This is a genomic window from Pedococcus sp. KACC 23699, assembly GCF_045348425.1.
Taxonomy (GTDB): Bacteria; Actinomycetota; Actinomycetes; order Actinomycetales; family Dermatophilaceae; genus Pedococcus.
In genome coordinates this window covers 4,112,852-4,137,605 of sequence record NZ_CP157483.1, presented here as the reverse complement: position 1 = coordinate 4,137,605, position 24,754 = coordinate 4,112,852, and the positions used below count along the sequence as shown (strand labels likewise).

The following is a 24,754-nucleotide window of genomic DNA, read 5'->3' as shown; positions in this document are numbered from 1 at the left end:
TCTGGAACGAAAATCCTTTGGTTGAACATTGAATGCTAGTAATTTTTGCTAGTTGTTCTTGCTCAGTCAGTTTGACAACCCTTCTAGGGTTTCGCTTTTCCTGCCGCGCTTGCGTGGTGGGTAGCAAACATCAATGGAGAGTTTGATCCTGGCTCAGGACGAACGCTGGCGGCGTGCTTAACACATGCAAGTCGAACGGTGACGAATGGGGCTTGCTCTGTTCTGATCAGTGGCGAACGGGTGAGTAACACGTGAGTAACCTGCCCCAGACTCTGGAATAACCTCGGGAAACCGTGGCTAATACCGGATACGAAACGGACCCGCATGGGTGCTGTTTGGAAAGTTTTTCGGTCTGGGATGGACTCGCGGCCTATCAGCTTGTTGGTGAGGTAATGGCTCACCAAGGCGACGACGGGTAGCCGGCCTGAGAGGGCGACCGGCCACACTGGGACTGAGACACGGCCCAGACTCCTACGGGAGGCAGCAGTGGGGAATATTGCACAATGGGCGAAAGCCTGATGCAGCGACGCCGCGTGAGGGATGACGGCCTTCGGGTTGTAAACCTCTTTCAGCAGGGAAGAAGCGAAAGTGACGGTACCTGCAGAAGAAGCACCGGCTAACTACGTGCCAGCAGCCGCGGTAATACGTAGGGTGCGAGCGTTGTCCGGAATTATTGGGCGTAAAGAGCTTGTAGGCGGTTTGTCGCGTCTGCCGTGAAAATTCGAGGCTCAACCTCGAACTTGCGGTGGGTACGGGCAGACTAGAGTGTGGTAGGGGAGACTGGAATTCCTGGTGTAGCGGTGAAATGCGCAGATATCAGGAGGAACACCGATGGCGAAGGCAGGTCTCTGGGCCACTACTGACGCTGAGAAGCGAAAGCATGGGGAGCGAACAGGATTAGATACCCTGGTAGTCCATGCCGTAAACGTTGGGAACTAGGTGTGGGTCTCATTCCACGAGATCCGTGCCGCAGCTAACGCATTAAGTTCCCCGCCTGGGGAGTACGGCCGCAAGGCTAAAACTCAAAGGAATTGACGGGGGCCCGCACAAGCGGCGGAGCATGCGGATTAATTCGATGCAACGCGAAGAACCTTACCAAGGCTTGACATATGCGAGAACGCGGCAGAGATGTCGTTCTCTTTGGACACTCGTATACAGGTGGTGCATGGTTGTCGTCAGCTCGTGTCGTGAGATGTTGGGTTAAGTCCCGCAACGAGCGCAACCCTCGTTCTATGTTGCCAGCACGTGATGGTGGGGACTCATAGGAGACTGCCGGGGTCAACTCGGAGGAAGGTGGGGATGACGTCAAATCATCATGCCCCTTATGTCTTGGGCTTCACGCATGCTACAATGGCCGGTACAAAGGGCTGCGAAACCGCGAGGTGGAGCGAATCCCAAAAAACCGGTCTCAGTTCGGATTGGGGTCTGCAACTCGACCCCATGAAGTCGGAGTCGCTAGTAATCGCAGATCAGCAACGCTGCGGTGAATACGTTCCCGGGCCTTGTACACACCGCCCGTCAAGTCACGAAAGTCGGTAACACCCGAAGCCGGTGGCCCAACTCGCAAGAGAGGGAGCTGTCGAAGGTGGGACTGGCGATTGGGACTAAGTCGTAACAAGGTAGCCGTACCGGAAGGTGCGGCTGGATCACCTCCTTTCTAAGGAGCACTGGCCAGCTTGTCTGGTCCAGGCCCTGGTCTGTCCCCGACTGTGGGACAGCAGGTGCTCAAGGGTGGAACATCGATTATTTGGCGCTGACACTCACCGGTGTCGCAAGTACAAGCCGTGCCTTCTCCTTTCGGGGGGTGGCCGGCAGTGGAACGCGGAGCTGGTGGGGGGAGGCGTCTGACACGTTGTTGGGTCCTGAAGGCTCGGGCGAAAGCTTCGATCCTTTAGGCCGGTTTACGGCCTTGGACCCATCCCTCCAGTCAAACCGTTCGGCGCGCAAGCGGCGGGCAGGTGCTGGGTGTGGGGTGGGGCCGCCCGTATTTTGAGAACTACACAGTGGACGCGAGCATCTTTGTGGCTCAAGTTTTTAAGGGCACACGGTGGATGCCTTGGCACCAGGAACCGAAGAAGGACGTAGGAATCTGCGATAAGCCTCGGGGAGTCGATAACCAGACTGTGATCCGAGGATTTCCGAATGGGGAAACCCGGCTGGAGGCAAGTCCAGTCACTCCCGCCTGAACACATAGGGCGGGTAGAGGGAACGTGGGGAAGTGAAACATCTCAGTACCCACAGGAAGAGAAAGCAACCGCGATTCCGTGAGTAGTGGCGAGCGAAAGCGGAAGAGGCTAAACCGTAGCTGTGTGATACCTGTCAGGGGTTGCAGTTGCGGGGTCGTGGGACTTTTCGGTCAGCACTGACATGCTGGCATGGAGTCAAAAATGCGCGTTATAGTCGAAGGGCATTGAATGGCCCGGCACAGAGGGTGCGACCCCCGTAGACGAAATGATGTGCACTCCAGAGAAGTATCCCAAGTAGCACGGGGCCCGAGAAATCCCGTGTGAATCTGGCGGGACCACCCGCTAAGCCTAAATATTCCCTGGTGACCGATAGCGGACAAGTACCGTGAGGGAAAGGTGAAAAGTACCCCGGGAGGGGAGTGAAATAGATCCTGAAACCGTGTGCCTACAATCCGTCGGAGCCTCCTTGTGGGGTGACGGCGTGCCTTTTGAAGAATGAGCCTGCGAGTTAGTGCTCAGTGGCGAGGTTAACCCGTGTGGGGAAGCCGTAGCGAAAGCGAGTCCGAATAGGGCGTTTTAGTCGCTGGGTCTAGACCCGAAGCGGAGTGATCTACCCATGGCCAGGTTGAAGCGACGGTAAGACGTCGTGGAGGACCGAACCCACTTAGGTTGAAAACTGAGGGGATGAGCTGTGGGTAGGGGTGAAAGGCCAATCAAACTCCGTGATAGCTGGTTCTCCCCGAAATGCATTTAGGTGCAGCGTCACGTGTTTCTTACCGGAGGTAGAGCTACTGGATAGCTAATGGGCCTCACCAGGTTACTGACGTTAGCCAAACTCCGAATGCCGGTAAGTGAGAGCGTGGCAGTGAGACTGCGGGGGATAAGCTCCGTAGTCGAGAGGGAAACAGCCCAGACCACCATCTAAGGTCCCTAAGCGTGTGCTAAGTGGGAAAGGATGTGGAGTTGCATTGACAACCAGGAGGTTGGCTTAGAAGCAGCCACCCTTTAAAGAGTGCGTAATAGCTCACTGGTCAAGTGATTCCGCGCCGACAATGTAGCGGGGCTCAAGCACACCACCGAAGCTGTGGCATTGACACTTTGCCCGGCTGTGACACCTGCGGGTTCACGGTCCAAGCGTGTTGATGGGTAGGGGAGCGTCGTGTGGCCAGGGAAGCGGCGGAGTGATCCAGCCGTGGAGGCCACACGAGTGAGAATGCAGGCATGAGTAGCGAATGACGGGCGAGAAACCCGTCCGCCGAATAACCAAGGGTTCCAGGGTCAAGCTAATCTGCCCTGGGTAAGTCGGGACCTAAGGCGAGGCCGACAGGCGTAGTCGATGGACATCCGGTTGATATTCCGGAACCGGCGAAGAACCGCCCATGATGAACCTTTTGATGCTAAACGCCTGAAACCACGTGCTGACACCTTCGGGTGGAGGTTAGTGGTGGAGCGCGTGACCCGATCTGGTAGTAGTCAAGCGATGGAGAGACGCAGGAAGGTAGCCTCCGCGTGGCGATGGTAGTCCACGTCCAAGGGTGTAGGGCGAGCTGTAGGCAAATCCGCAGCTCACATAGCCTGAGACCTGATAGTGACCGCGTATGCGGGAAGCAGGGTGATCCTATGCTGCCAAGAAAATCTTCTAGCGAGGTTCGAGCCGCCCGTACCCCAAACCGACTCAGGTGGTTAGGTAGAGAATACCAAGGCGATCGAGTGAATCGTGGTTAAGGAATTCGGCAAAATACCCCCGTAACTTCGGGAGAAGGGGGGCCCGGATCCTGAAGACACTTGCTGTCTAGGGAGAACGGCCGCAGAGACCAGGGAGAAGCGACTGTTTACTAAAAACACAGGTCCGTGCGAAGTCGCAAGACGATGTATACGGACTGACGCCTGCCCGGTGCTGGAAGGTTAAGAGGACCGGTTAGTTCTTCGGAGCGAAGCTGAGAATTTAAGCCCCAGTAAACGGCGGTGGTAACTATAACCATCCTAAGGTAGCGAAATTCCTTGTCGGGTAAGTTCCGACCTGCACGAATGGCGTAACGACTTCTCCACTGTCTCAACCACGAACTCGGCGAAATTGCACTACGAGTAAAGATGCTCGTTACGCGCAGCAGGACGGAAAGACCCCGGGACCTTTACTACAGCTTGGTATTGGTGTTCGGTACGGCTTGTGTAGGATAGGTGGGAGACTGTGAAGCATGCACGCCAGTGTGTGTGGAGTCAACGTTGAAATACCACTCTGGTCGTTCTGGATATCTAACCTCGGTCCGTGATCCGGATCAGGGACAGTGCCTGGTGGGTAGTTTAACTGGGGCGGTTGCCTCCTAAAAGGTAACGGAGGCGCCCAAAGGTTCCCTCAGCCTGGTTGGCAATCAGGTTTTGAGTGTAAGTGCACAAGGGAGCTTGACTGTGAGACAGGCATGTCGAGCAGGGACGAAAGTCGGGACTAGTGATCCGGCGGTGGCTTGTGGAAGCGCCGTCGCTCAACGGATAAAAGGTACCCCGGGGATAACAGGCTGATCTTGCCCAAGAGTCCATATCGACGGCATGGTTTGGCACCTCGATGTCGGCTCGTCGCATCCTGGGGCTGGAGTAGGTCCCAAGGGTTGGGCTGTTCGCCCATTAAAGCGGTACGCGAGCTGGGTTTAGAACGTCGTGAGACAGTTCGGTCCCTATCCGCTGTGCGCGTAGGAAACTTGAGAAGAGCTGTCCCTAGTACGAGAGGACCGGGATGGACGAACCTCTGGTGTGTCAGTTGTTCTGCCAAGAGCACGGCTGATTAGCTACGTTCGGAAGTGATAACCGCTGAAAGCATCTAAGCGGGAAGCACGCTTCAAGATGAGGTTTCCATGGACTTAGGTCCGAGAGGCTCCCAGCTAGACTACTGGGTTGATAGGCCAGACGTGGAAGCACAGTAATGTGTGTAGCTGACTGGTACTAATAAGCCGATAACTTGATACAACAAAGATGTTACGCGTCCACTGTGTAGTTCCCGAGATACGGTCGGGAACCCCCTGCACCACCCCCAGCGCGTGGGTGAGTGCAGGAAGAAGCACCGAAGATATCTCCATAGAGTTTCGGCTGTCATAGCGAAGGGGAAACGCCCGGCTCCATTCCGAACCCGGAAGCTAAGCCCTTCAGCGCCGATGGTACTGCACTGGTTACGGTGTGGGAGAGTAGGACGCAGCCGGACATACTTTCAAAAGGGCCTTCCCACACGGGAAGGCCCTTTTGGTTTTCACGCCTCGTTTCCGGGGCGTGCGAAACCCACCGATCACAGCGCAGCAGCGGCCACGAGCCGTGCGGAAGGTGCCCATGGGGGCGCGGGTCCGTAGACTGCAGTCGATTTCTGCACAGCGAGGAGCACACATGTCCGAGAACCAGTCAGGTCGTGACGGCCAGGGCCGTCGTCCATCCTCGGGCGGCGGTGGGTACCGCGGTGGTTCAGGCGGTTCGGACCGTGGCGGCTCCGGTGGCGGTGGGTACCGCGATCAGGGTGGCGCTGACCGGACCGGCTCCTCGGACCGCAGCGGCTCGGACCGCGGTGGGTACGGCGGTGGTCGCCCCAGTGGTGGCCGTCCCGGTGGCCGTCCTCCCGGTGGTTCGGAGCGCCGTGGCGGCGTGGGCCGGCGCGATGACCGTGAAGCGGGGAGCTTCGACAACAGCGAGCGTCGCGGTGGGCCGCGCCTTGCTCCCAAGAAGCCCAAGCTGCCCGAACCCCGCATCGCCGAGGGCGTGACGGGCAAGGAGCTTGACCGGTCGATCCACGTGCAGCTGCGCACCCTGAGCAAGGAGAACGCCGAGGGCGTGGCCCAGCACCTCGTCATGGCCGCGGCCCTGCTCGAGGTCGACGACTTCACCGGTGCTGAGGCGCACGCCGAGACGGCTGTGCGCCGGGCCGGCCGGGTGCCCGCCGCCCGTGAGGCGCTCGGTCTGGTGGCCTACCGCAAGGGCGAGTGGGCCCGTGCGCTCAGCGAGTTCCGCACCGCCCGCCGCCTCAGTGGTTCCTCGCACATGCTGGCGCTCATGGTCGACTGCGAGCGTGGCCTGGGTCGTCCGGAGCGCGCCCTGGAGCTGGCCATGTCGCCGGAGGCCAGGACGCTGGCAGTCGAGGACCGCGTGGAGCTCGCGATCGTCATCTCGGGGATCCGCCGAGACCTGGGTCAGCTCGATGCCGCCCGTCTCGCGCTGGAGATCCCCCAGCTCAAGGGTTCGGGGCGCAAGCCCTGGGCAGCCCGGCTGTCCTACGCCTACGCGGAGACCCTGCTGGCGACCGGCCGCGAGGAGGACGCCCGTGAATGGTTCGCCCGTGCTGCGGACGCCGACCACGAGCTCGAGACCGACGCCGCCGAGCGGCTCGCCGAGCTCGACGGCGTGATCCTCACGGATCTGCTCGACGGTGAGGACGACGACGCCGACACCGACATCTCCGACCCTCGCGACCGTGGCCAGGACCGTTCGGGCCGCCCTCACCGGGAGGGGGACGGCCCCGCTGGGGACGACCGTCGCCGCGGGGAAGACGTCCGCTAGGTGTCGACCCTGATCGAGCGGTACGCCGCGGTCGTCTGCGACCTCGACGGGGTCGTCTACCGCGGGCCGGACGCCGTCGAGCATGCCGTCGGTGCGTTGTCCGCCCTCGACGTGCCCATCGTCTACGCCACCAACAACGCGTCCCGCCCGCCCGAGGAGGTCGCGGCCCACCTGACCGACCTCGGTCTGCACGTCAGCGGCCGTGACGTGGCGACCAGCTCGCAGGCCGGGGCCGAGGAGCTCGCTGCCCACCTTCCGCAGGGCGCGCGCGTCCTGGCCATCGGCGGCGTAGGTGTCCGAGAGGCGTTGCAGGCCAAAGGTTTCCGGGTGCTCCAGCCGGCCCAGGTGCGCGACGACCCCACTCAGCGCGTGGCCGGTGTGCTGCAGGGGTATGGAGCCGACGTCACCGCGTCCGACCTCGCCGAAGCTGCGTATGCCGTGTCGTCCGGAGCCATGTGGGTGGCCACGAACACCGACGGGACGTTGCCGACGCACCGTGGGACGGCACCCGGCAACGGCACGCTCGTGGCGGCCGTCCGCCGGGCGGTGAACCGGGACCCCGTCGTCGTCGGCAAGCCGGAGGCGCCGCTCTACCACCTCAGTGCCGGACGCCTCGGCGTGCAGGCGCGCCAGGTGCTTGCTGTCGGCGACCGCCTCGACACCGACATCGCGGGCGCCGTCAGTGCCGGCATGGACTCGGTGCTGGTCCTCACCGGGGTCGACTCGGTCACGACCCTGGCGACCGCACCCAGGGCGCTGCGGCCCACCTACCTCCTCGAGGACCTGCGCGCCCTGGAGTCGGAGTACGAACCGGCCGAGACCGACTACTCGTGGTGGGTGTGCGGCGATGACCGCCGACGCGTGGTCGACGGCGCTTGGGAGATCGCACGCCAGGGCTCGGCGCTCGAGGCCGCTCGGGCAGGCATCGCCGCCCTGCACCAGGGACTCGATGACGGCGACCTCGACGTCGCCGCCGTGCGACGTCTCGTGCGGGACCTCGACGACTGGCAGTAGCGTGACCGACGAGCAGCGGCGTCCAGCCGCACGATCCAGGAGGTCACCCATGGCATTCGAGTCGGTGCGCAGCTACGTCCAGCTGGCCAACGGACTGGGGGAGCTGACCATGGCCAAGGCCATGGAGGCTGCCCAGGGACTGCTCGTACTGCCCGGAGCCGACGAGGTGTCGCGCAAGGTGGTCCAGGCCTCGACGCTCGCTGAGGAGCTGCTCGAGATGGCGAGGGCCAACCGGGCCAACCTCGTGGCACTCGTGCAGAGCGAGGTCGAGTCGGCGCTGCGGCGCACGGACGTGGCGCGGGTGGCTGACCTCGACGCGGCTCGGACGGCTCTGGCCGGTGTGAGCAAGGAGCTGGCCGACCTCAAGGCCATGGTCGTGGCGACCGGTGCCTCGGCGGTGGCCGGCGCCTCTCGCGGGTCGCTCGGTCGGTCCGGTGCCGTGACGACCTCGGTGCGCACCGTGACGTCCCCTCCTGCCGAAACCCCCGCCCCCCGACCCGCGCGGACGGCGCCCGCCACGTCGACGGCCAAGGCCCCGGCCAAGAAGGCCGCCCCCCGCAAGGCGGCAGCCCGCCCCGCGACGTCGGCGACGAAGGAGACGACGGCCAAGAAGGCTGCTGCGAAGAAGGCCACAGCCAAAAAGGCCACAGCCAAGAATTCCACAGCGAAGAAGGCCACAGCTAAGAAGGCCACAGCCAAGAAGGCAACGGCGAAGCCGACCACGAAGAAGGCCGCAGCCAAGACCACGTCGACGGCGAACGAGACGACATCGTGAACGACAGCACCCCCGAGAACCGACCCCGTCCGATCCCGCGTCCGACTCCGGGCCTGCAGACTCCCGGTCCGGTGGAGCCGGACGTCACCGACGCGGCTGCCGCGCCGGACCTCGGCGAGCACTCGACCGGCGACATCGTCATCGACTCGGCGCTGCAGGACCTGCGCGACGCCCCGGCCGACGACCTCGACGCCCAGCTCGAGGCCGGGCGCAGGGTCCACCAGACCCTTCAGGGTCGCCTCTCCCACCTCGGCGGCGAGTGAGCGACACCACCAGGCTCGACGCCGAGCTGGTCCGGCGCGGCCTGGCGCGTTCACGTGGACACGCCCGGGCGCTCGTCGAGGCCGGGGACGTGCGCGTCAACGACGTCGAGGCCACCAAGGGCTCGGCGCCGGTCCGCCCCGAGGACGTCCTGGACGTCCGGGAGGCCGGACCGCACTGGGTGAGCCGCGCGGCATACAAGCTCGTGGGCGCCTTCGACGAGTTCGGTGGGCGGGGGCTGTCCGCGGCGCGGAAGCGGTGCCTGGACGTGGGCGCATCCACGGGCGGGTTCACCCAGGTGCTGCTGCACCACGACGCGGCGCACGTCGTCGCGCTCGACGTCGGGCACGGCCAGCTCGTGCCGGAGCTGGCGCAGGACCCGCGGGTCGAGGACCGGAGCAGGACCACGGTGCGTGGCCTGGCGGCGGACGACATCGGCGGTGACGTCGACCTCCTCGTCGCCGACCTGAGCTTCATCTCCCTGACCCTGGTGCTGGAGACGTTCCGCGGGTTGGTGCGAGACACGGGCGACGCGCTGGTGCTGGTGAAGCCGCAGTTCGAGGTGGGGCGCACGCGGTTGGGCAAGGGCGGGATCGTCCGCAACCAGGGCGACCGGGCCTGGTCGGTGACCGAGGTGGCCCGCACCGCCATCGATGCCGGACTGCACCCGAAAGGCTTGGCGGAGAGCCCGATCCGTGGCGGGGAGGGGAACGCCGAGTACCTGCTCTGGTTGACCCCCCGCGCCGAGGAGTCGATGGGATGGGAGGCTCTGGTGAGAACCGCAGACCAGGTGAGCCTGAAGGGAGCCCCGTGACCACCGCAGATCGCCGCAGGATCCTGCTCGTGGCCCACCCGCGCCGTCAGGAGGCCCACGACCTCGCCATCGGAGTGGTCAAGCGGCTGCACGCCGCCGGGATCGAGGTGGTGATGCAGCCCGATGAGGCCGCCACCCTCGGGCTGACCGACCACCCCGGGGTGTGGCCGGCCGCGGCCCACGACGCCGCCGAGGGCTGCGAGCTCATCTGCGTCCTGGGCGGCGACGGGACCATCCTGCGCGGGGCCGAGATGTCGCGGGGGACCGGTGCGCCGTTGCTGGGCGTCAACCTCGGGCACGTCGGGTTCCTGGCCGAGGCCGAGCGGGAGGACCTGTCGGCGACCGTCGAGCACATCGTCGCGCGGACCTACACCGTCGAGGAGCGGATGACCCTCGAGGTCAGCGCCCACGTCGACGGCACCCCCGTCTACTCCGGCTGGGCGCTCAACGAGGTGACGGTCGAGAAGGCCAACCGCGAGCGGATGCTCGAGGTGGTGGCCGAGGTCGACGGCCGGCCCCTGACGACCTGGGGCTGCGACGGGGTGGTCGTGGCGACGCCCACCGGGTCGACGGCGTACGCCTTCTCCGCCGGGGGCCCTGTGGTCTGGCCCGACGTCGAGGCGCTCCTGCTGGTGCCGATCAGCGCCCATGCCCTGTTCGCCCGGGCCCTGGTGCTGGGTCCCCACTCCCACCTCGCCCTCGAGGTCGTCCCCGACACCCTCGGCACCGGCGCCCTGTGGTGCGACGGTCGCCGCGCGGTGGACCTGCCCCCGGGTGCGCGCATCCAGGTGGTGCGTTCGCAGACCCCGGTGCGGCTGGCGCGCCTGAGCACGTCCCCGTTCACGGACCGCCTCGTGGCCAAGTTCGACCTCAACATCCATGGCTGGCGCGGCCAGGCGCGACGCGAGCTCGAAGCCCGCACCGGACGCACCGCGGTGCCCGACCTCTGAGTGGCCGGACCTGCCTGACCGCCGACGTCGGGACCGCGTGAGAGGGTGGCTGCGTGCTGCAGGAACTGAGGATCCAGCGACTCGGCGTCATCGACGACGCCGTGCTCGACCTGCATCCCGGGCTCAACGTCCTCACGGGTGAGACCGGCGCGGGCAAGACCATGGTCGTGACCGGGCTCGGGCTGCTGCTCGGCGCCCGCGCCGACGCCGGCCTGGTCCGGGCCGGCGCCGCCTCGGCGGTGGTCGAGGGCCTCGTCGAGGTCGCCGCCGACCACCCCGCCTCGCTGCGGGCGGCCGAGGCCGGTGCAGAGGTGGGAGACGGCCTGGTCCTGATCCGTTCGGTGTCGGCCGAGGGCCGCTCACGGGCCCACGTCGGCGGCCGCACCGCACCGGTCGGAGTGCTCGCCGAGGTCGGGGAGCACCTCGTCGCGGTCCACGGCCAGGCCGACCAGTGGCGGCTGCGCCACGGCGAGCAGCACCGCGCGATGCTCGACCAGTTCGGTGGCACCACGGTGGCCAAGGCGCTGAAGCGGTACACCGAGCTCTACGACGAGCACGAGGCCGCTCGCGCCGAGCTGGCCATGCTGCGCGAGCAGGCGCGCGACCGGACCCGTGAGGTGGAGGTGCTCCAGCACGGCCTCGAGCAGCTCGAGCAGCTCGACCCCCAGCTCGGTGAGGACGCCGACCTGCGCATCGAGGACGAGCGCCTCAGCCACGCCGAGGGCCTGCGCACCGCGGCGTCCCTGGCCCACGACCACCTCGGGGGAGCGCAGGAGTATGCCGCCGACCCGGCCCCCAGCGCGATCGAGACCATCGCCGCGGCCAGGCAGGCGCTGGCCGGCGAGGTCGAGCACGACCCCGCCCTGCGCGAGCTGGACCGCAGGCTCGCCGATGTCGGGTACCTCGTGTCCGACCTGGCCGCCGACCTCAGCTCCTACCTCACCGACGTCGACGTCGACCCCACCCGCCTCGCGTGGGTGCAGCAGCGCCGGGCCGACCTCACCGCACTGACGCGCAAGTACGGCGAGACCGTCGAGGACGCCCTCGAGTGGGGGCGCACCGCCGCCGCCCGGCTCGACCTGCTCCTGGGGTCCGACTCCCGGATCGAGCAGCTCGAGCCACGGGTCGCCGAGCTCGACCGTGGACGCGTCGCCGCGGCGGCCGCCCTCACCACGGCCCGCACCAAGGCTGCTGCCCGGCTCGCCAAGGCGGTGACCACCGAGCTGTCGCACCTGGCCATGGGCCAGGCCACCATCGAGGTCGCCGTCACCGCGCGCGGCGCGGGTCTCGGACGCCACGGTGGCGACGACGTCGAGATCCTGCTCGCCGCCAACCCCGGCAGCCCGGCCCGCACCGTGGCCAAGGCCGCCTCCGGTGGTGAGCTGTCGCGCGTCATGCTCGCCCTCGAGGTCGTCACCGGCGCCGCTGGTGGCGCCGACGTGCCCACTTTCGTCTTCGACGAGGTCGACGCCGGGGTCGGCGGGGCGGCCGCCCTCGACGTCGGGGCCCGGCTGGCCGCGCTGGCCGAGCACGCCCAGGTCGTCGTGGTCACCCACCTACCCCAGGTCGCGGCATACGCCGACCGGCACCTGGTCGTCCGCAAGGCCAGCGACGGTCACATCACCTCCAGCGGGATCCACGCCCTCGAGGGCGACGAGCGGCTGCGCGAGCTGGCCCGGATGATGTCCGGCGGGGAGAGTGAGGCAGCCCTCGACCACGCGCGCGAGCTCGTGGCCAGCACCTCCGCGCGGCGTACGGCGAACGCCGCCTCCTGACCCCCCCGTCGGTGGTCCGGCAAGCCGCCGGGCCCCCGCGTGGGGCGCGCTGAACTGTCCTGTCGCCGTGGGAGGATGGCCGCGATGCCCATGAAGATTGCCCGTCAACGATCCCGCGAACCCGACGTCCCCGGGGTCCGCGGGATGGCCCGCGTCGACGCCCGCACGAAGAACCTCACCAAGCGGTTGCGCCCCGGCGACATCGCCGTCATCAACCACCAGGACATCGACAAGGTCAGTGCCGAGGCCCTGCTGGCGTGCAAGCCGGCAGCAGTCGTCAACGCGGCACCGTCGATCTCCGGGCGCTACCCCAACCTCGGACCCGAGATCCTCCTGGACGCCGGGATCCCGTTGCTCGACAACGTTGGTGCCGACGTCATGCACGACCTGCAGGAGGGCACCCAGGTCCGCATCGACGGCGACGACCTGTGGGTCGGCGACGAGGTGGTGGCCAGTGGCCAGGCGTTCGACCACGAGATCGTCGCGGCTGCGATGACCGACGCCAGGGCGGGCCTGGCGGTGCAGCTCGAGGCCTTCGCGGCCAACACGATGGAGTACCTGCGTCGCGAACGTGACCTGCTGCTCGACGGTGTCGGCGTCCCCGACATCACCACCGAGCTCGATGGCAGGCACGCCCTCATCGTCGTCCGCGGCTACCACTACAAGGAAGACCTGCAGACGCTGCGGAGCTACATCCGCGAGTACCGACCGGTCCTCATCGGGGTCGACGGCGGCGCGGATGCGCTCCTCGAGGTCGGGCTGAAGCCGGACCTCATCGTCGGTGACATGGACTCGGTGTCCGACGCCACCCTGCGGTGCGGCGCGGAGATCGTCGTCCACGCCTACCGTGACGGCAACGCGCCCGGGCTGGACCGGGTCCGTCGCCTCGGGATCGAGCCGATCGTCTTCCCGGCCACCGGCACCAGCGAAGACGTCGCCATGCTGCTGGCCGACGACAAGGGCGCTGAGCTCATCGTCGCCGTCGGCACCCACGCGACCCTGGTCGAGTTCCTCGACAAGGGTCGCAGCGGCATGGCCAGCACCTTCCTGACCCGGCTGCGGGTGGGCGGCAAGCTCGTCGACGCCAAGGGTGTCAGCCGCCTCTACCGCTCGCGCATCTCCAACCTCAGCCTCACGCTCATGCTCCTGGTCGGACTGAGCGCCCTGTTCGCGGCGCTCTGGTCGACCACGGGCGGCCGTGCCCTCCTGCAGATCCTCGGCGCTCGCTGGGACGATCTGTGGTCCTTCGTCGTAGGAATCGTCACGTGATCGACTTTCGTTACCACCTCGTCTCCATCGTCTCGATCTTCCTCGCGCTCGCGGTGGGCATCGTGCTCGGTGCCGGTCCCCTCAAGGAGGACCTGGGCAACACCCTGACCTCCGAGGTGAAGAACCTCCGCACCGACAAGGCCACCCTGCGGGCGGAGCTCGACCAGGCCGACCGCGGCACCAAGGCGCGCGACGACTTCACCATCGCGAGCAACCGCACCCTGCTCGCCGGTCGCCTCACCGACACGACCGTCGCCGTGGTCGCGCTGCCCGGCGCCGACGCCGGGCTCGTGAAGTCGACGACCGCGGCCCTGACCGCCGCTGGGGCCAAGATCGGCTCCTCGATCCAGGTGCAGGACTCGTGGGTCGACCCGGACAAGGAGTCGTTCCGCACCAGCCTCGGACAGCAGCTCGCGAGCGCGGTCGGGGTGCCCCTGGACTCCCAGGGCACCGTCATCGACGCTGTCCTCGCCCGGTCGCTCCTGAGCAAGGCCGGAGGGGGTTCGACGGGGGCTCGTCAGGCCCTGGAGACCCTGCGCACCGGCGACCTCATCAAGTACAGCTCCGACACCGTCGTCCCGGCCAGCGTCGCGGTCGTCGTCTCCGGCCCGGTGACGGGATCGGACTCCGCGCAGCGGACCGCCCGCGCCACGGCTCTGGCGCAGCTGTCCGTCGCGATCGACGGGGCCGGCTCCGGCGCCGTGCTGACCAGCACCAGCGCGGTCCCCGGCGCCACCAACGTCTCCTCCGTCGTCACCAGCGTGCGCGACGACAACGACATGTCCGACGTGCTGTCCACCGTCGACGACGGTGAGGTGCCGATGGGCGAGGCGAGCGTCGTGTTCGGCCTCCTCGAGCAGGAGGCGGGCAAGGCCGGGCACTACGGTCTCGCCGGTGACGCCGCCGCCTCGTTCCCGCAGCTCGCGACGAAGTAGGCCACTCGTGCCTTCGCTGCACCCGGTGGTGGGTGGTGTGCTCGCCGGTGTCGTCGCCGCGACCGCGCTGCGGCTGCTGCGGGGGAGCCCGCCGGGCGGTGCCGAGAGCTGGGACCGCACCAACCACGCCGGGGGGACCGTGACGCTCCTCGAGGGCCCCGCGTATGCCGCGGGAGCGGCGTGTGCCGCCGGCTTCGCAGGGGCAGGCCCGGGCCCGGTGCTCGCCGCTGCCGCGGCGGCCGGTCTCGGTGCCGTCGACGACCTCGTCGGCGACTCGAGCAGCAAGGGGTTCAAGGGACACCTCGGGGCGCTCGCCCGCGGCGAGGTGACCACCGGTGCCGTCAAGATCCTGGGCCTGGGACTGACCGGTTTGGCCAGCGCAGCGCTGGTCGACGGAGCCAGCCGTCGCGCCGGGCGCGTGGCCGCGGGTGACACGCCCACGTTCGTCGACACGCTCGTCGGTGCGGGGGTGGTGGCCGGCTCGGCCAACCTGCTCAACCTGTTGGACCTGCGCCCGGGTCGGGCCCTGAAGGTCACGCTGCTCTGGGGCGCGCTGGCCGGGACTCGTGCGCCATCGGCTGCTGCGGGCGCCGCTGCGGCCGGAGCAGCCGTCGGTCTGCTGCGGCCCGACCTCGCGGGGACGGCCATGCTGGGCGACACCGGGGCCAACAGCGCCGGCGCCCTGCTGGGCAGCGCCCTCGTGCAGTCGACCGGTCGGCGCGGCCGACTGGTGTCGCTGGCCGTGCTGAGCGCCTTGACCCTGGCCTCCGAGAAGGTGTCCTTCACCAAGGTCATCGAGTCGACGCCGGTCCTTCGGGACCTCGACGCCCTGGGGCGCCGATGACGGCGGGTTCGACCGACCGGCAGGGGCCACCCGACCGGCAGGGTCCGGCCGAGCGGCAGAGCTCGGCCACCGCGCGTGACTCGGTCGGCCCCTCCATCGCCAGGGCGGCGGGCCTGATCGCCGTCGTCACGTTGCTCGCGCGCATCGTCGGGTTCGGGCGCACCCTGGTCTTCTCCAAGGGCGTCGGCACCACCGGCGTCGGTGACATCTACCAGACCATCAACGTCATCCCCAACGTCGTCTACGAGGTGGCTGCCGGGGGAGTGCTCGCCGCCGTGGCCGTCCCCCTGATCGCCGGACAGCTCGGCCTGGGCCGCGGCGCCGAGTCCGACCGCACCGCGTCGGCGCTGCTCACCTGGGCCGTGGTCGTCCTCGCGCCGTTCAGCGTGCTGCTGGCGGTGCTCGCCCAGTGGCTGAGCGGCGCGCTCCTCGGGGACCGGGCCAGCGACGAGGAGGTCACCCTGGGCGCGCACATGCTGGTGCTCTTCGCGCCGCAGGTGCTCCTCTACGGCGTGGGCATCGTCCTGTCCGGGGTCCTGCAGGCGCACCGCAGGTTCCTCGCGGCCGCCCTGGCCCCACTGCTGTCGAGCGTGGTGGTCATCGGGGCATACGTCGCCTACGCCGTCATGGTCGACCATGCGACGACGGCGGCCGACGTCCCGGACGCTGCGGTCTGGGTCCTTGCCGGTGGCACCACGCTCGGCGTCGCGGTGCTGAGCCTGCCGCTGTTCGTCCCCGTGCACCGAGCCGGCGTGCGCCTGCGACCGACCCTGGCCTTCCCCGACGGCTTGGCCCGCCGGGCGGCGACGCTCGCCGGGGCCGGCGTGATCGCGCTCGTCGCCCAGCAGGCCGCCGTCCTCACGGTCCTGTGGATCACCCACCACCGCACCGACGTGGTCGGCACGGTCAACGTCTTCACCTACGTGCAGGCCGTCTACCTGCTCCCGTATGCCGTGCTCGCCGTCCCGATCGCCACCTCGGCCTTCCCTGCGCTGGCGCACACCGCGGCGGAGGAGTCCGAAGGGTTCGCCGGGACGGCGTCCAGGGACACCCTGGCCCGCGCCATGCAGGGCATCGTCCTGCTCACCGCCGGGTCGGCCGCCGTTCTCATGGCGGTGGCCCAGCCGGTCGGGGCGTTCTTCGGCCACCTCGACCGCGGTGCCGGCGCAGGAGGCGGTCCTGCCCTCGCCGCCCTGCCCGGTGCGCTGTCCGCATACGCCCCCGGGATCGTGGGCTTCGGCGTCGCGGCCCTGCTGACCAGGGCCCTCTACGTCCGGGGTCGACCGTCGCTTGCCGCTGCCGCCGTCGCCGGGGGCTGGGCGGTGGCCGCCCTCATGCCGCTGGCCCTGCTGCCGGAGGGCTCCTCCGCCGGCCAGACCCTCGGGGTCCTGGGTGTGGCCTCGTCGCTGGGCATGACGTTGTCGGCGCTCGCTCTCGTGGTGCTCGTCCGCCGGTCCTGGGGGGCGGAGGCGACGGCGGGCAGCGGCCGCACGCTCGGGGCGGCAGTCGTCGCCGTCGCCGTCGCCCTCGGTGTCGGTGACGCGCTCGCCAGGTCGCTGCCCACCGACTCGATGTGGAGCGCCTTGGGCAGCGGGGTCGTCGTGGTGGTCGTGACGCTGGTGATCTACCTCGCCGTGATGGCGGTCGCGGACCGCAGCACCATCAAGGGCCTGCGCGACCGGGGCCGCAGCCGTCGCCGGGGGAGCCACGCGTGAGGATCGCGATGGTCGTCGGTCGCTCCACCGGGGGCATCGGCCTGCACGCGGTCGACCTCGCCGCCCACTTGCGCAGCCTCGGCGACGACGTGGTCGTCGTGACGGACGACCTCACCGCCGAGCGGTTCGAGCTGCCGGACGCGCTGCGCTGGTGGCCCGACCGGCGCGCGGGTGTCAGGGGGGCCCTGCGCTCGGTGCGACGGCTGCGCGGTCTCGCGCGCAGCTCGGACGTCGTCCACGCCCACGGCCACCAGGCCGGGCTGTTCGCCGTCCTCGCTGCGACCGGCACGTCGACGCCGGTCGTCGTCAGCCAGCACAACGCCGTGCTGTCGGGAGCCGGTCCGCGCGCGCTGGTGTCCCGGGTGGTGCAGACGATCGTCGCCCGCCGGGCCGCCCTGGTGACCGGCGCCTCGAGCGACCTCGTCCAGGTCGCCACCGCGCACGGCGCCCGTGCAGCGCGGCTGGCTCCCGTCCCGTCCCCCCGGGTCCCGGCGCTCGCCGCAGCCCCGCTCGTCGACGTGCGGGCACGCGCGGAGGCGGCCGGCGCGCTCCTGGCCGCACACGGCATACCGGCGACCGGGGCCCTGGTGCTCACGATCTCGAGGATCGCGCCCCAGAAGAGCCTCGACGTCCTCGTGGACGCCGCCGTAGCGGTGGCCGCGCCCATCCAGTGGGTGGTCGTGGGGGACGGGGACACGAGGCTCCTGGCGGAGCTGCGCCGGCGCGCCGGGGACCGGGGCGCCCCGGTCCACTTCATCGGTGCGGTGACCGATCCCACCCCGTGGCTCAGGGCCGCCGAGGTGTTCGTGCTGCCCAGTCGGTGGGAGGCGCGCGCCCTGGTCGTCCAGGAGGCCATGGCAGCCGGACTGCCGGTGGTGGCTGCGGACACCGGTGGCCTGCACGACCTCGTCGACGGTGCCGGCGTACTCGTCCCGGTCGGCGACGCGCCCGGGTTCGCGCGGGCCGTCGAGTCGGTCCTGGGCGACCCGGAACGCCGCGGACGACTCTCCCAGCAGGGGCGCGAGCGCGCCACGTCGTGGGACGACGGGCTCGCGACCGCGCGTCGCTGGCGCGAGTGGTACTCAGCCCTGCCCGGGATGACGTAGGCTTGAATCCCGTGGTGGAGCAGACGAAACACATCTTCGTAACCGGGGGCGTTGCCTCCTCATTGGGCAAGGGTCTGACGGCGTCGAGCCTCGGCCTTCTTCTGCGGGCACGCGGTCTACGCGTCACGATGCAGAAGCTCGATCCGTACCTCAACGTGGACCCCGGGACGATGAACCCGTTCCAGCACGGCGAGGTCTTCGTGACCGACGACGGGGCCGAGACGGACCTCGACGTCGGGCACTACGAGCGGTTCCTCGACAGCAACCTCGTGGGCAGTGCCAACGTCACGACGGGCCAGGTCTACAACCAGGTGATCGCCAAGGAGCGGCGCGGGGAGTACCTCGGCGACACGGTCCAGGTCATCCCGCACATCACCAACGAGATCAAGGAACGCATGCGGGCGCAGGCCGCCGGCAGCCCCGGGGTCCGGCAGTCCGAGGCCCCGGACATCATCATCACCGAGATCGGCGGCACCGTCGGCGACATCGAGTCGCTGCCCTTCCTCGAAGCCGCCCGTCAGGTCCGCCACGACGTGGGCCGCGACAACGTCTTCTTCCTGCACGTCTCGCTGGTCCCGTACCTCGCCCCCAGCGGTGAGCTGAAGACCAAGCCGACCCAGCACTCCGTCGCAGCCCTGCGCCAGGTCGGCATCCAGCCCGACGGGCTCGTGCTGCGCGCCGACCGGGGGATCCCGGACGGGATCAAGCGCAAGATCTCGCTGATGTGCGACGTCGACACCGAGGCCGTGGCGGCGTGCGTCGACGCCCCGAGCATCTACGACATCCCGAAGGTCCTGCACAAGGAGGGCCTCGACGCCTACGTCATCCGCCGGCTCGGGCTGCCGTTCCGCGACGTCGACTGGCACGACTGGGACGAGCTGCTGCGCCGCGTGCACAGCCCCGAGCACACCGTCGAGATCGCGCTCGTCGGCAAGTACATCGACCTGCCCGACGCCTACCTGTCGGTCACCGAGGCGATGCGCGCCGGCGGCTTCCAGAACGACGCCAAGGTCAAGATCCGCTGGGTGGCCAGCGACGACTGCCAGACCGAGGCGGGGGCGCAGCGCGCGCTCGGCGGTGTCGACGCGGTGCTCGTGCCCGGCGGCTTCGGCGTGCGCGGCATCGAGGGCAAGCTCGGCGCCCTGCGCTGGGCCCGCGAGAAGCAGGTGCCGACGCTCGGCATCTGCCTGGGCCTGCAGTGCATGGTCATCGAGTACGCCCGCAACGTCGCCGGCATCGAGGGGGCGAGCTCCACGGAGTTCGACCCGAGCACCACGGCTCCCGTCATCGCCACGATGGAGGAGCAGAAGGCGTTCGTCGAGGGCGCTGGCGACCTGGGTGGCACGATGCGCCTGGGCTCCTACCCCGCGAAGCTCGCCGAGGGCTCGGTCGTCGCCGAGGCGTATGGCGCGGCCGCCGTGGACGAGCGCCACCGGCACCGCTACGAGGTCAACAACGCCTACCGCCCCGAGCTGGAGAAGGCCGGCCTGGTGTTCTCCGGCCTGAGCCCAGACAACAACCTCGTCGAGTTCGTCGAGCTGCCCCGCGAGGTGCACCCCTACTACGTCTCGACGCAGGCGCACCCGGAGTTCAAGTCGCGCCCGCACCGAGCCCACCCGTTGTTCGCGGGGCTCGTCAAGGCCGCGATCGACGCGCAGCGAGCCGCTCGCCTGGTCGAGGTCGAGCGACCCCGGTCGACCGCAGACGTCACCGCGTGAGCGAGTCGCTCGAGGGCGATGGCCCGCTGGCCGACCGCTTCGAGGAGCGACCCGTGGTCGCCTCGGAGACCGTTTTCCGGGGACGGGTCTGGGACGTCGTCAGCGAGACGGTCGACCTCGGGGAGGCGGGCGCGGTGACGCGCGAGTTCGTGCGGCACCCCGGCGCCGTGGCGGTGGCAGCCGTCGACGCCGAGGGACGGATCGCCCTGATCCAGCAGTACCGTCACCCGGTCCGCACCTTCGAGTGGGAGATCCCTGCCGGGCTGCTCGACGTCGAGGGTGAGGCCCCGCACGTCGGTGCCGCGCGCGAGCTGCACGAGGAGGCCGACCTCGTGGCCGGCACGTGGCACGTGCTGGCCGACTACGTCAGCTCGCCCGGGGGCCTGGACGAGGCGCTGCGCATCTACCTCGCCCGCGACCTCTCGCCCGTGCCCCACGAGGACCGCCACACCCGCGACGGTGAGGAGCTCGGCATGCCGCTGCGCTGGGTCCCGCTGGAGCAGGTGCGTGACGCGTTCCTCGCCGGCGACCTGCACAACGCCACCATGGGCATCGCGGCCCTCGCGGCGCTGGCCTCCCGGGAGCAGGGCTGGTCCACGTTGCGCCCGGTCGACGCGCCCTGGCCACGGCGCAGCGCATGATGGTGGTGTGCTGTCCGCCCTCGCCCCGGCCCGACGTCGTCTGGTGCTGGCGGTCGGCGGGCTCGTCCTGGCAGCAGCCGTCGGGATCTGTGCGTTCGTCGTAGCGCACCTCGCCACGAGCGAGGGGCCGGGCCGCCCGGTGGACCAGGCCGTGCCGGGGCCGGTGCTGCTCGTCCCGGGGTACGGCGGCTCGACAGCATCGCTGGGCCCACTCGCTGCGAGCCTGCGGTCCGCCGGCCGCGACGTGACGGTGGTCGAGCTCCCGGACCGGGCACTCGGGGACCTGCGGGACCAGGCCGACGCGCTCTCCGCTGTGGCGACGAGGGTGCTGGCCCGCACCGGCGCGTCCTCGGTGGACGTGGTCGGCTACTCAGCCGGGGGGATCGTCGCCCGGATGTGGGTGCAGGAGGGTGGCGGCGCCGCCTCGGTCCGGCGACTGGTCACCCTCGGGTCACCGCACCACGGGACCCAGCTCGCCGGGCTCGGCGCCCTCGTCGCCGGCGCCTGCCCTGTCGCCTGCCAGCAGCTGGACCCGACGAGCCCGGTCCTCGCACGGCTGAACGGCGTGGCACTGCCAGCCGGGCCTCGATACCTCTCTGTCTGGACGACCCAGGACGACGTCGTCCTCCCGCCCGCCTCGGCCGAGCTGGACGGCGCCAGAAGCGTCGCCGTCCAGGACGTGTGCCCGGACGACCGGGTGCGTCACTCGGGACTGCCTGAAGATGGCGTGGTCCGGGCCATGGTGGCCGGGTCGCTGGGGGCCGGTCCCGTTCCCGCCTGGGGCCCGGCCGACTGTGCCCGGCTCAGCTCGTGACGTCCTTCGTCGCGAAGTTGGCCCACGCGGCACCGAGCAGCACAGCGACATAGACGGCCTGCAGCCCGATCCCACGCTCGATCCCGCTGAGCAGCAACGGATCTCGGTAGAGGTCGACGAAGGTCAGCCAGTAGCGGGTCGGCAGGTAGGGCTGTAGCGGCCTGGCTGCGTCGATCGTGAGGAGCAGCGAGGACCCGATGAGGAAGGCGAGCGCGCCGAGCGTCGCCGTCTGCGGTGAGTCGGTCAACGTCGACAGGAACAGCGCCATCGCCGCCACCCCGAGCATCGAGAAGGTGATGAAGGCGATCGCGACAGCGGTCCGCCACGCGATCTGCCCGGGGGAGAGCAGCGTGCCGGAGATGCTGACCATCGACTGCGAGAGCGGCGCGTTGCCGAGGGTGAGCCGCCCGATCACGAACCCGACGGCGGCAACGGTGAGGACCGAGACCAGCACGTAGGCAGCGCTGGCCACCAGCTTCGCGACGAGCAGCCGGGTGCGACCCACCGGCCGGATGAGCAGGTAGCGCAAGGTGCCCGCCTGGGCCTCGCCGGCCACGGCCTCTCCGGCGACGACAGCGACCGAGATGGGCAGGAACAGCGGGAGCACGATGGCCAGCGCTGCGATCGCATAGAGCGAGCCGTTCGCGACCACCGCGGACAGGAAGGCCGGCCCCTGGCCCGGACGCGGGGCGATCCCGGTCACGGCGAGGAGCACGGCGACCACCGTCGGCAGCAGGTTGAGCAACGCGATGGTCAGCCAGGTGCGGCGTCGCCGGAACAGCTTCCCGAGCTCGACGAGGATCATCGGGCCACCTCCCCGGGGGTGCGGGCACTCATGCGTTCGGCGATGACGTCCTCGAGGCTGTGACGTTCCGGCCCGAGCTCGACGACGCGCAGCCCTGCTGCCACGAGCCGCGTGTTGAGCTCTGCCGCGTCGCTGGTCCGGACGAGCAGCCGGTCGTCCTCGCGCAGCTCGACCCGGCCGTCGAGCAGACGGTGGGCCTCCGCCGCATCCGGGGTGCGCACCACGACTCGCCCCGTGGGTGCGCGCAGGGTCGCCAGGTCCTCCTGCAGGACGAGCCGCCCCCGGTCGAGCAACCCGATCCGCGTGCACAGCTCCTCGACCTCGGCCAGGAGGTGGCTCGACAGGAAGACCGTGGTCCCGGCGGCGTTGAGCGTCTGCAGGAGAGATCTCACCTCGAGGATGCCCTGGGGGTCCAGGCCGTTGGTGGGTTCGTCCAGGACCAGCAGCTCGGGCTGCCGCAGCAGCGCCCCGGCCAGCCCCAGGCGTTGGCGCATGCCGAGGGAGTAGGCGTGCACCGGGCGGGCTCCGACGGACTCCAGCCCGACGAGCGACAGGGCGTGCGTGACCCTGTCCCGGCGACCTCGCCGACCGCCGCCGAGGGGCCCCTGGGGAGCCGGGCCGCTCGCGTCGAGGGTCGCGAGGTTCGCGGCACCGGAGAGGTGCCCGTAGGCGGCCGGACCCTCGACCAGCGCGCCGACCCGTGGCAGGACGGATGCCGCGTGCTTCGGCATCGACTGACCGAGAACGCTCACGTCACCGGAGGTCGCCAGCACGAGGCCGAGCAGGCACCGCACGGTGGTGGTCTTGCCCGAGCCGTTCGCGCCCAGGAAGCCGTACACGTCCCCCGGCCGCACGTCGAGGTCGATGCCGTCGACCGCGGTGACGGCGCCATACCTCTTGACCAGGGCGCGCGTGCGGATCACGACGGGGCCCGCTGTCGCGCGAGCAGCTCGTCAGCGGCCTCCGCCAGCCCTTCGGTCGTCATCGTCCCGGTGAGCAGCCACCGGGTGCCCGCGTCGTCGGCTCTGGTGAGCAGCAGGCCGACCGGGCCGACGGTGACCACGGTTCCGGCGGCGACGGGGTGAGCCCCCGCGGCGAGCTGGAGCTGTCGCTCCAGGGAACTCGCCCGACGCGAAGGGAGAGCCGCCACCGCGATCTGGGTGACGCCGCTGCCGTACAACCCCACGCTGCCGGCGCCGATGAGGGAGTCCTGGCGGCGGTACCGGCGCAGGACGTCGGGCGGCTGCGCCGGTGAGAACCTCGCGAGCGCGTCGATGAGGTCGAACCGGCTGTCGAACCGGACCCGCGCGGACGGCGGCGGAGTGAAGGTCGTCGTGGCGGCAGCGGGACGCCCGGGCGCGAAGTCGAGGAAGGTCGTGGACAGGGCCGGGCGGGACTGGCCCCGGCCGTAGACGTCGACCGACACCGGGATCCCCGAGGCCCGGTCGGACCAGACGTCGATCCGGTCGATGCTGCTCAGGGGGTCCCGGGGCCGGATCCGCAGCCCGTCGGCGGGTCGGCCAGCGACCCGCCGACCCGGCAGGAGGGCCGCCTGTCCCGGGGTGGCCCCGCTGAGCAGGCGCTCGGCCAGGGCCGGGGGCAGGCCGTCGCCGGTCCTCGGGAGCCGCACCGCTCCCGGTGGCTCGTCGAAGACCCGTGTGGCCCTGCTGTCCTCGAAGTCCCACTGCCAGCTCCCGGAGGGCGTGACTCGCAGGCTGCGCTCGCCGGCCGCGTCCAGGGTGTCGACCCGCCAGTCCCGGTCACCGCGCCACCAGACTCGCAGCTGCGTCCTGCCACCCAGCAGCGTGGTGGTGTCGTTGAACTCGTCTCCGACCGGCAGGGCGAGCGAGCCCGTGGACTCGGCGTACCCGGAGTAGGCCGCACCGCGGGCCGCGACGACCCGGCGGAGCAGGGCCACGGCATCGCCCGGGCCGCCCCCCACGGGCAGGACCCGCAGCAGCATCGGGACCGCGGCGATGGTCAGCGCCGAACCCACCACCACCGACCAGCGCCACGAGCGGATCACCCCGCCCACGGTACGTCGCGAAGCCCGGGACCGGCAGCCGTCAGCAGCCTCGGTTCGGTTACGGTGGCGGCGTGAACGAGCAGCCGGCCTCGGCCTTCGGCAGGCCGATGCCCACCGCGCCGGGTGACTGCCCGTGCGGCACCGGCGAGCCGTATGCCGCGTGCTGCGGTCCACTCCACGAGGGCGGGTCCGTGGCCGCCACGGCCGAGCAGCTCATGCGCAGCCGGTATGCCGCGTACGTCCTCGGTGACGCGCCATACCTCGCCCGCACCTGGCACCCCCGCACCCGGCCGGAGCCCCTCGAGGTGGCGCCCGACCCGGGCTGGCTGCGCCTGGAGGTGACGGACGCCGTCGACGGCGGTACCGACGACGAGACCGGTGAGGTCGAGTTCGTCGCGCGGCACGTGGACGGGTCCCTGCACGAGCGGAGCCAGTTCGTGCGCCGCGCCGGACGCTGGGTCTACCTCGACGGCATCGTCCACCCCTGAGTCCCGCCACCCGGTGCGCCGGGAGCATCCGGCCCACGCCGAAACCGATTCGTGGGGCACCTGACCCGGTCCGTAGGATGGGCGGGCTCCT

General features: G+C 69.4%; 19 protein-coding genes and 3 rRNA genes. 19 read left to right on the top strand and 3 right to left on the bottom strand.

All coding sequences use genetic code 11. The features are described from left to right. The first annotated feature begins 130 nt into the window (after positions 1-130). The 18 genes from ABEG17_RS19430 (at position 131) to ABEG17_RS19345 (ending at position 21,344) form a co-directional block, all read left to right on the top strand. Positions 131-1,657 (top strand): 16S ribosomal RNA (locus tag ABEG17_RS19430). A gap of 367 nt (positions 1,658-2,024) precedes the next feature. Continuing rightward, a 23S ribosomal RNA gene (locus ABEG17_RS19425) occupies positions 2,025-5,144 on the top strand. A gap of 115 nt (positions 5,145-5,259) precedes the next feature. Then, positions 5,260-5,376, top strand: a 5S ribosomal RNA gene (gene rrf, locus ABEG17_RS19420). The 16S, 23S and 5S rRNA genes sit together here, the layout of an rRNA operon. A gap of 176 nt (positions 5,377-5,552) precedes the next feature. Continuing rightward, complete coding sequence (locus ABEG17_RS19415; protein WP_406831140.1) at positions 5,553-6,713, top strand: tetratricopeptide repeat protein; 1,161 nt, start codon at positions 5,553-5,555, stop codon at positions 6,711-6,713. Further along, the gene (locus ABEG17_RS19410) at positions 6,714-7,727 is read left to right on the top strand and encodes an HAD-IIA family hydrolase (protein WP_406831139.1); all 1,014 of its coding nucleotides are present in this window, start codon (positions 6,714-6,716) and stop codon (positions 7,725-7,727) included. A 49-nt stretch (positions 7,728-7,776) separates the two neighbouring features. Continuing rightward, a complete protein-coding gene (locus tag ABEG17_RS19405; RefSeq protein ID WP_406831138.1) occupies positions 7,777-8,502 on the top strand; it encodes a hypothetical protein in 726 nt (241 codons plus the stop codon). Then, complete coding sequence (locus tag ABEG17_RS19400) at positions 8,499-8,765, top strand: hypothetical protein (protein ID WP_406831136.1); 267 nt, start codon at positions 8,499-8,501, stop codon at positions 8,763-8,765. Before ABEG17_RS19405 ends, ABEG17_RS19400 begins: the two co-directional genes overlap by 4 nt. Beyond that, complete coding sequence (locus ABEG17_RS19395; RefSeq protein WP_406831135.1) at positions 8,762-9,577, top strand: TlyA family RNA methyltransferase; 816 nt, start codon at positions 8,762-8,764, stop codon at positions 9,575-9,577. The genes ABEG17_RS19400 and ABEG17_RS19395 overlap by 4 nt, the downstream gene beginning before the upstream one ends. Beyond that, the gene (locus tag ABEG17_RS19390) at positions 9,574-10,527 is read left to right on the top strand and encodes an NAD kinase (RefSeq protein WP_406831133.1); all 954 of its coding nucleotides are present in this window, start codon (positions 9,574-9,576) and stop codon (positions 10,525-10,527) included. Before ABEG17_RS19395 ends, ABEG17_RS19390 begins: the two co-directional genes overlap by 4 nt. Positions 10,528-10,580: 53 nt before the next feature. Next, entirely contained in the window at positions 10,581-12,302 is a 1,722-nt protein-coding gene (gene recN, locus ABEG17_RS19385; protein ID WP_406831132.1) for a DNA repair protein RecN, read from the top strand. Between the two features lie 84 nt (positions 12,303-12,386). Further along, positions 12,387-13,571: a putative cytokinetic ring protein SteA gene (gene steA, locus ABEG17_RS19380; protein ID WP_406831130.1), complete on the top strand. Its 1,185-nt coding sequence runs from the start codon at positions 12,387-12,389 to the stop codon at positions 13,569-13,571. Then, positions 13,568-14,506, top strand: a complete 939-nt coding sequence (locus tag ABEG17_RS19375) for a copper transporter (RefSeq protein WP_406831129.1) — start codon at positions 13,568-13,570, stop codon at positions 14,504-14,506. Before steA ends, ABEG17_RS19375 begins: the two co-directional genes overlap by 4 nt. Before the next feature lie 7 nt (positions 14,507-14,513). Continuing rightward, positions 14,514-15,350 carry a hypothetical protein gene (locus ABEG17_RS19370; RefSeq protein ID WP_406831128.1) on the top strand — a complete coding sequence of 279 codons (837 nt, stop codon included), beginning with the start codon at positions 14,514-14,516 and terminating at the stop codon, positions 15,348-15,350. After that, on the top strand, positions 15,347-17,065 hold the full coding sequence (gene murJ / locus ABEG17_RS19365; RefSeq protein WP_406831127.1) for a murein biosynthesis integral membrane protein MurJ: 1,719 nt from the start codon (positions 15,347-15,349) through the stop codon (positions 17,063-17,065). Before ABEG17_RS19370 ends, murJ begins: the two co-directional genes overlap by 4 nt. Beyond that, positions 17,062-18,171 (top strand): glycosyltransferase family 4 protein, encoded by a 1,110-nt coding sequence (locus tag ABEG17_RS19360; RefSeq protein ID WP_406831125.1) that lies wholly within the window; start codon positions 17,062-17,064, stop codon positions 18,169-18,171. Before murJ ends, ABEG17_RS19360 begins: the two co-directional genes overlap by 4 nt. A gap of 11 nt (positions 18,172-18,182) precedes the next feature. Next, on the top strand, positions 18,183-19,889 hold the full coding sequence (locus tag ABEG17_RS19355; protein ID WP_406831123.1) for a CTP synthase: 1,707 nt from the start codon (positions 18,183-18,185) through the stop codon (positions 19,887-19,889). Further along, the gene (locus ABEG17_RS19350) at positions 19,886-20,530 is read left to right on the top strand and encodes an NUDIX domain-containing protein (RefSeq protein WP_406831122.1); all 645 of its coding nucleotides are present in this window, start codon (positions 19,886-19,888) and stop codon (positions 20,528-20,530) included. The genes ABEG17_RS19355 and ABEG17_RS19350 overlap by 4 nt, the downstream gene beginning before the upstream one ends. A 7-nt stretch (positions 20,531-20,537) precedes the next feature. After that, a complete protein-coding gene (locus ABEG17_RS19345; protein ID WP_406831121.1) occupies positions 20,538-21,344 on the top strand; it encodes a lipase family alpha/beta hydrolase in 807 nt (268 codons plus the stop codon). On the opposite strand, the gene ABEG17_RS19340 is transcribed toward ABEG17_RS19345, so the two are convergent. The 3 genes from ABEG17_RS19340 to ABEG17_RS19330 are packed head-to-tail and all read right to left on the bottom strand — an operon-like array spanning position 21,334 to position 24,175. Further along, positions 21,334-22,149 (bottom strand): ABC transporter permease, encoded by an 816-nt coding sequence (locus tag ABEG17_RS19340; protein ID WP_406831120.1) that lies wholly within the window; start codon positions 22,147-22,149, stop codon positions 21,334-21,336. The two genes, ABEG17_RS19345 and ABEG17_RS19340, sit on opposite strands and share 11 nt — an antisense overlap. After that, positions 22,146-23,072: an ABC transporter ATP-binding protein gene (locus ABEG17_RS19335; RefSeq protein ID WP_406831118.1), complete on the bottom strand. Its 927-nt coding sequence runs from the start codon at positions 23,070-23,072 to the stop codon at positions 22,146-22,148. Before ABEG17_RS19335 ends, ABEG17_RS19340 begins: the two co-directional genes overlap by 4 nt. Further along, on the bottom strand, positions 23,069-24,175 hold the full coding sequence (locus ABEG17_RS19330; protein WP_406831116.1) for a hypothetical protein: 1,107 nt from the start codon (positions 24,173-24,175) through the stop codon (positions 23,069-23,071). The genes ABEG17_RS19335 and ABEG17_RS19330 overlap by 4 nt, the downstream gene beginning before the upstream one ends. A 71-nt stretch (positions 24,176-24,246) precedes the next feature. Here ABEG17_RS19330 and ABEG17_RS19325 point away from each other — a divergent pair, with 71 nt between their 5' ends. After that, positions 24,247-24,663 (top strand): YchJ family protein, encoded by a 417-nt coding sequence (locus ABEG17_RS19325; protein ID WP_406831115.1) that lies wholly within the window; start codon positions 24,247-24,249, stop codon positions 24,661-24,663. The last annotated feature ends 91 nt before the right edge of the window (positions 24,664-24,754 follow it).

Coding starts and splice junctions, on each gene's coding strand:
- ABEG17_RS19415 (WP_406831140.1), top strand. CDS start 5,553: ATGTCCGAGAACCAGTCAGGTCGTGACGGCCAGGGCCGTCGTCCATCC.
- steA (WP_406831130.1), top strand. CDS start 12,387: ATGCCCATGAAGATTGCCCGTCAACGATCCCGCGAACCCGACGTCCCC.
- ABEG17_RS19340 (WP_406831120.1), bottom strand. CDS start 22,149: ATGATCCTCGTCGAGCTCGGGAAGCTGTTCCGGCGACGCCGCACCTGG.
- ABEG17_RS19405 (WP_406831138.1), top strand. CDS start 7,777: ATGGCATTCGAGTCGGTGCGCAGCTACGTCCAGCTGGCCAACGGACTG.
- murJ (WP_406831127.1), top strand. CDS start 15,347: ATGACGGCGGGTTCGACCGACCGGCAGGGGCCACCCGACCGGCAGGGT.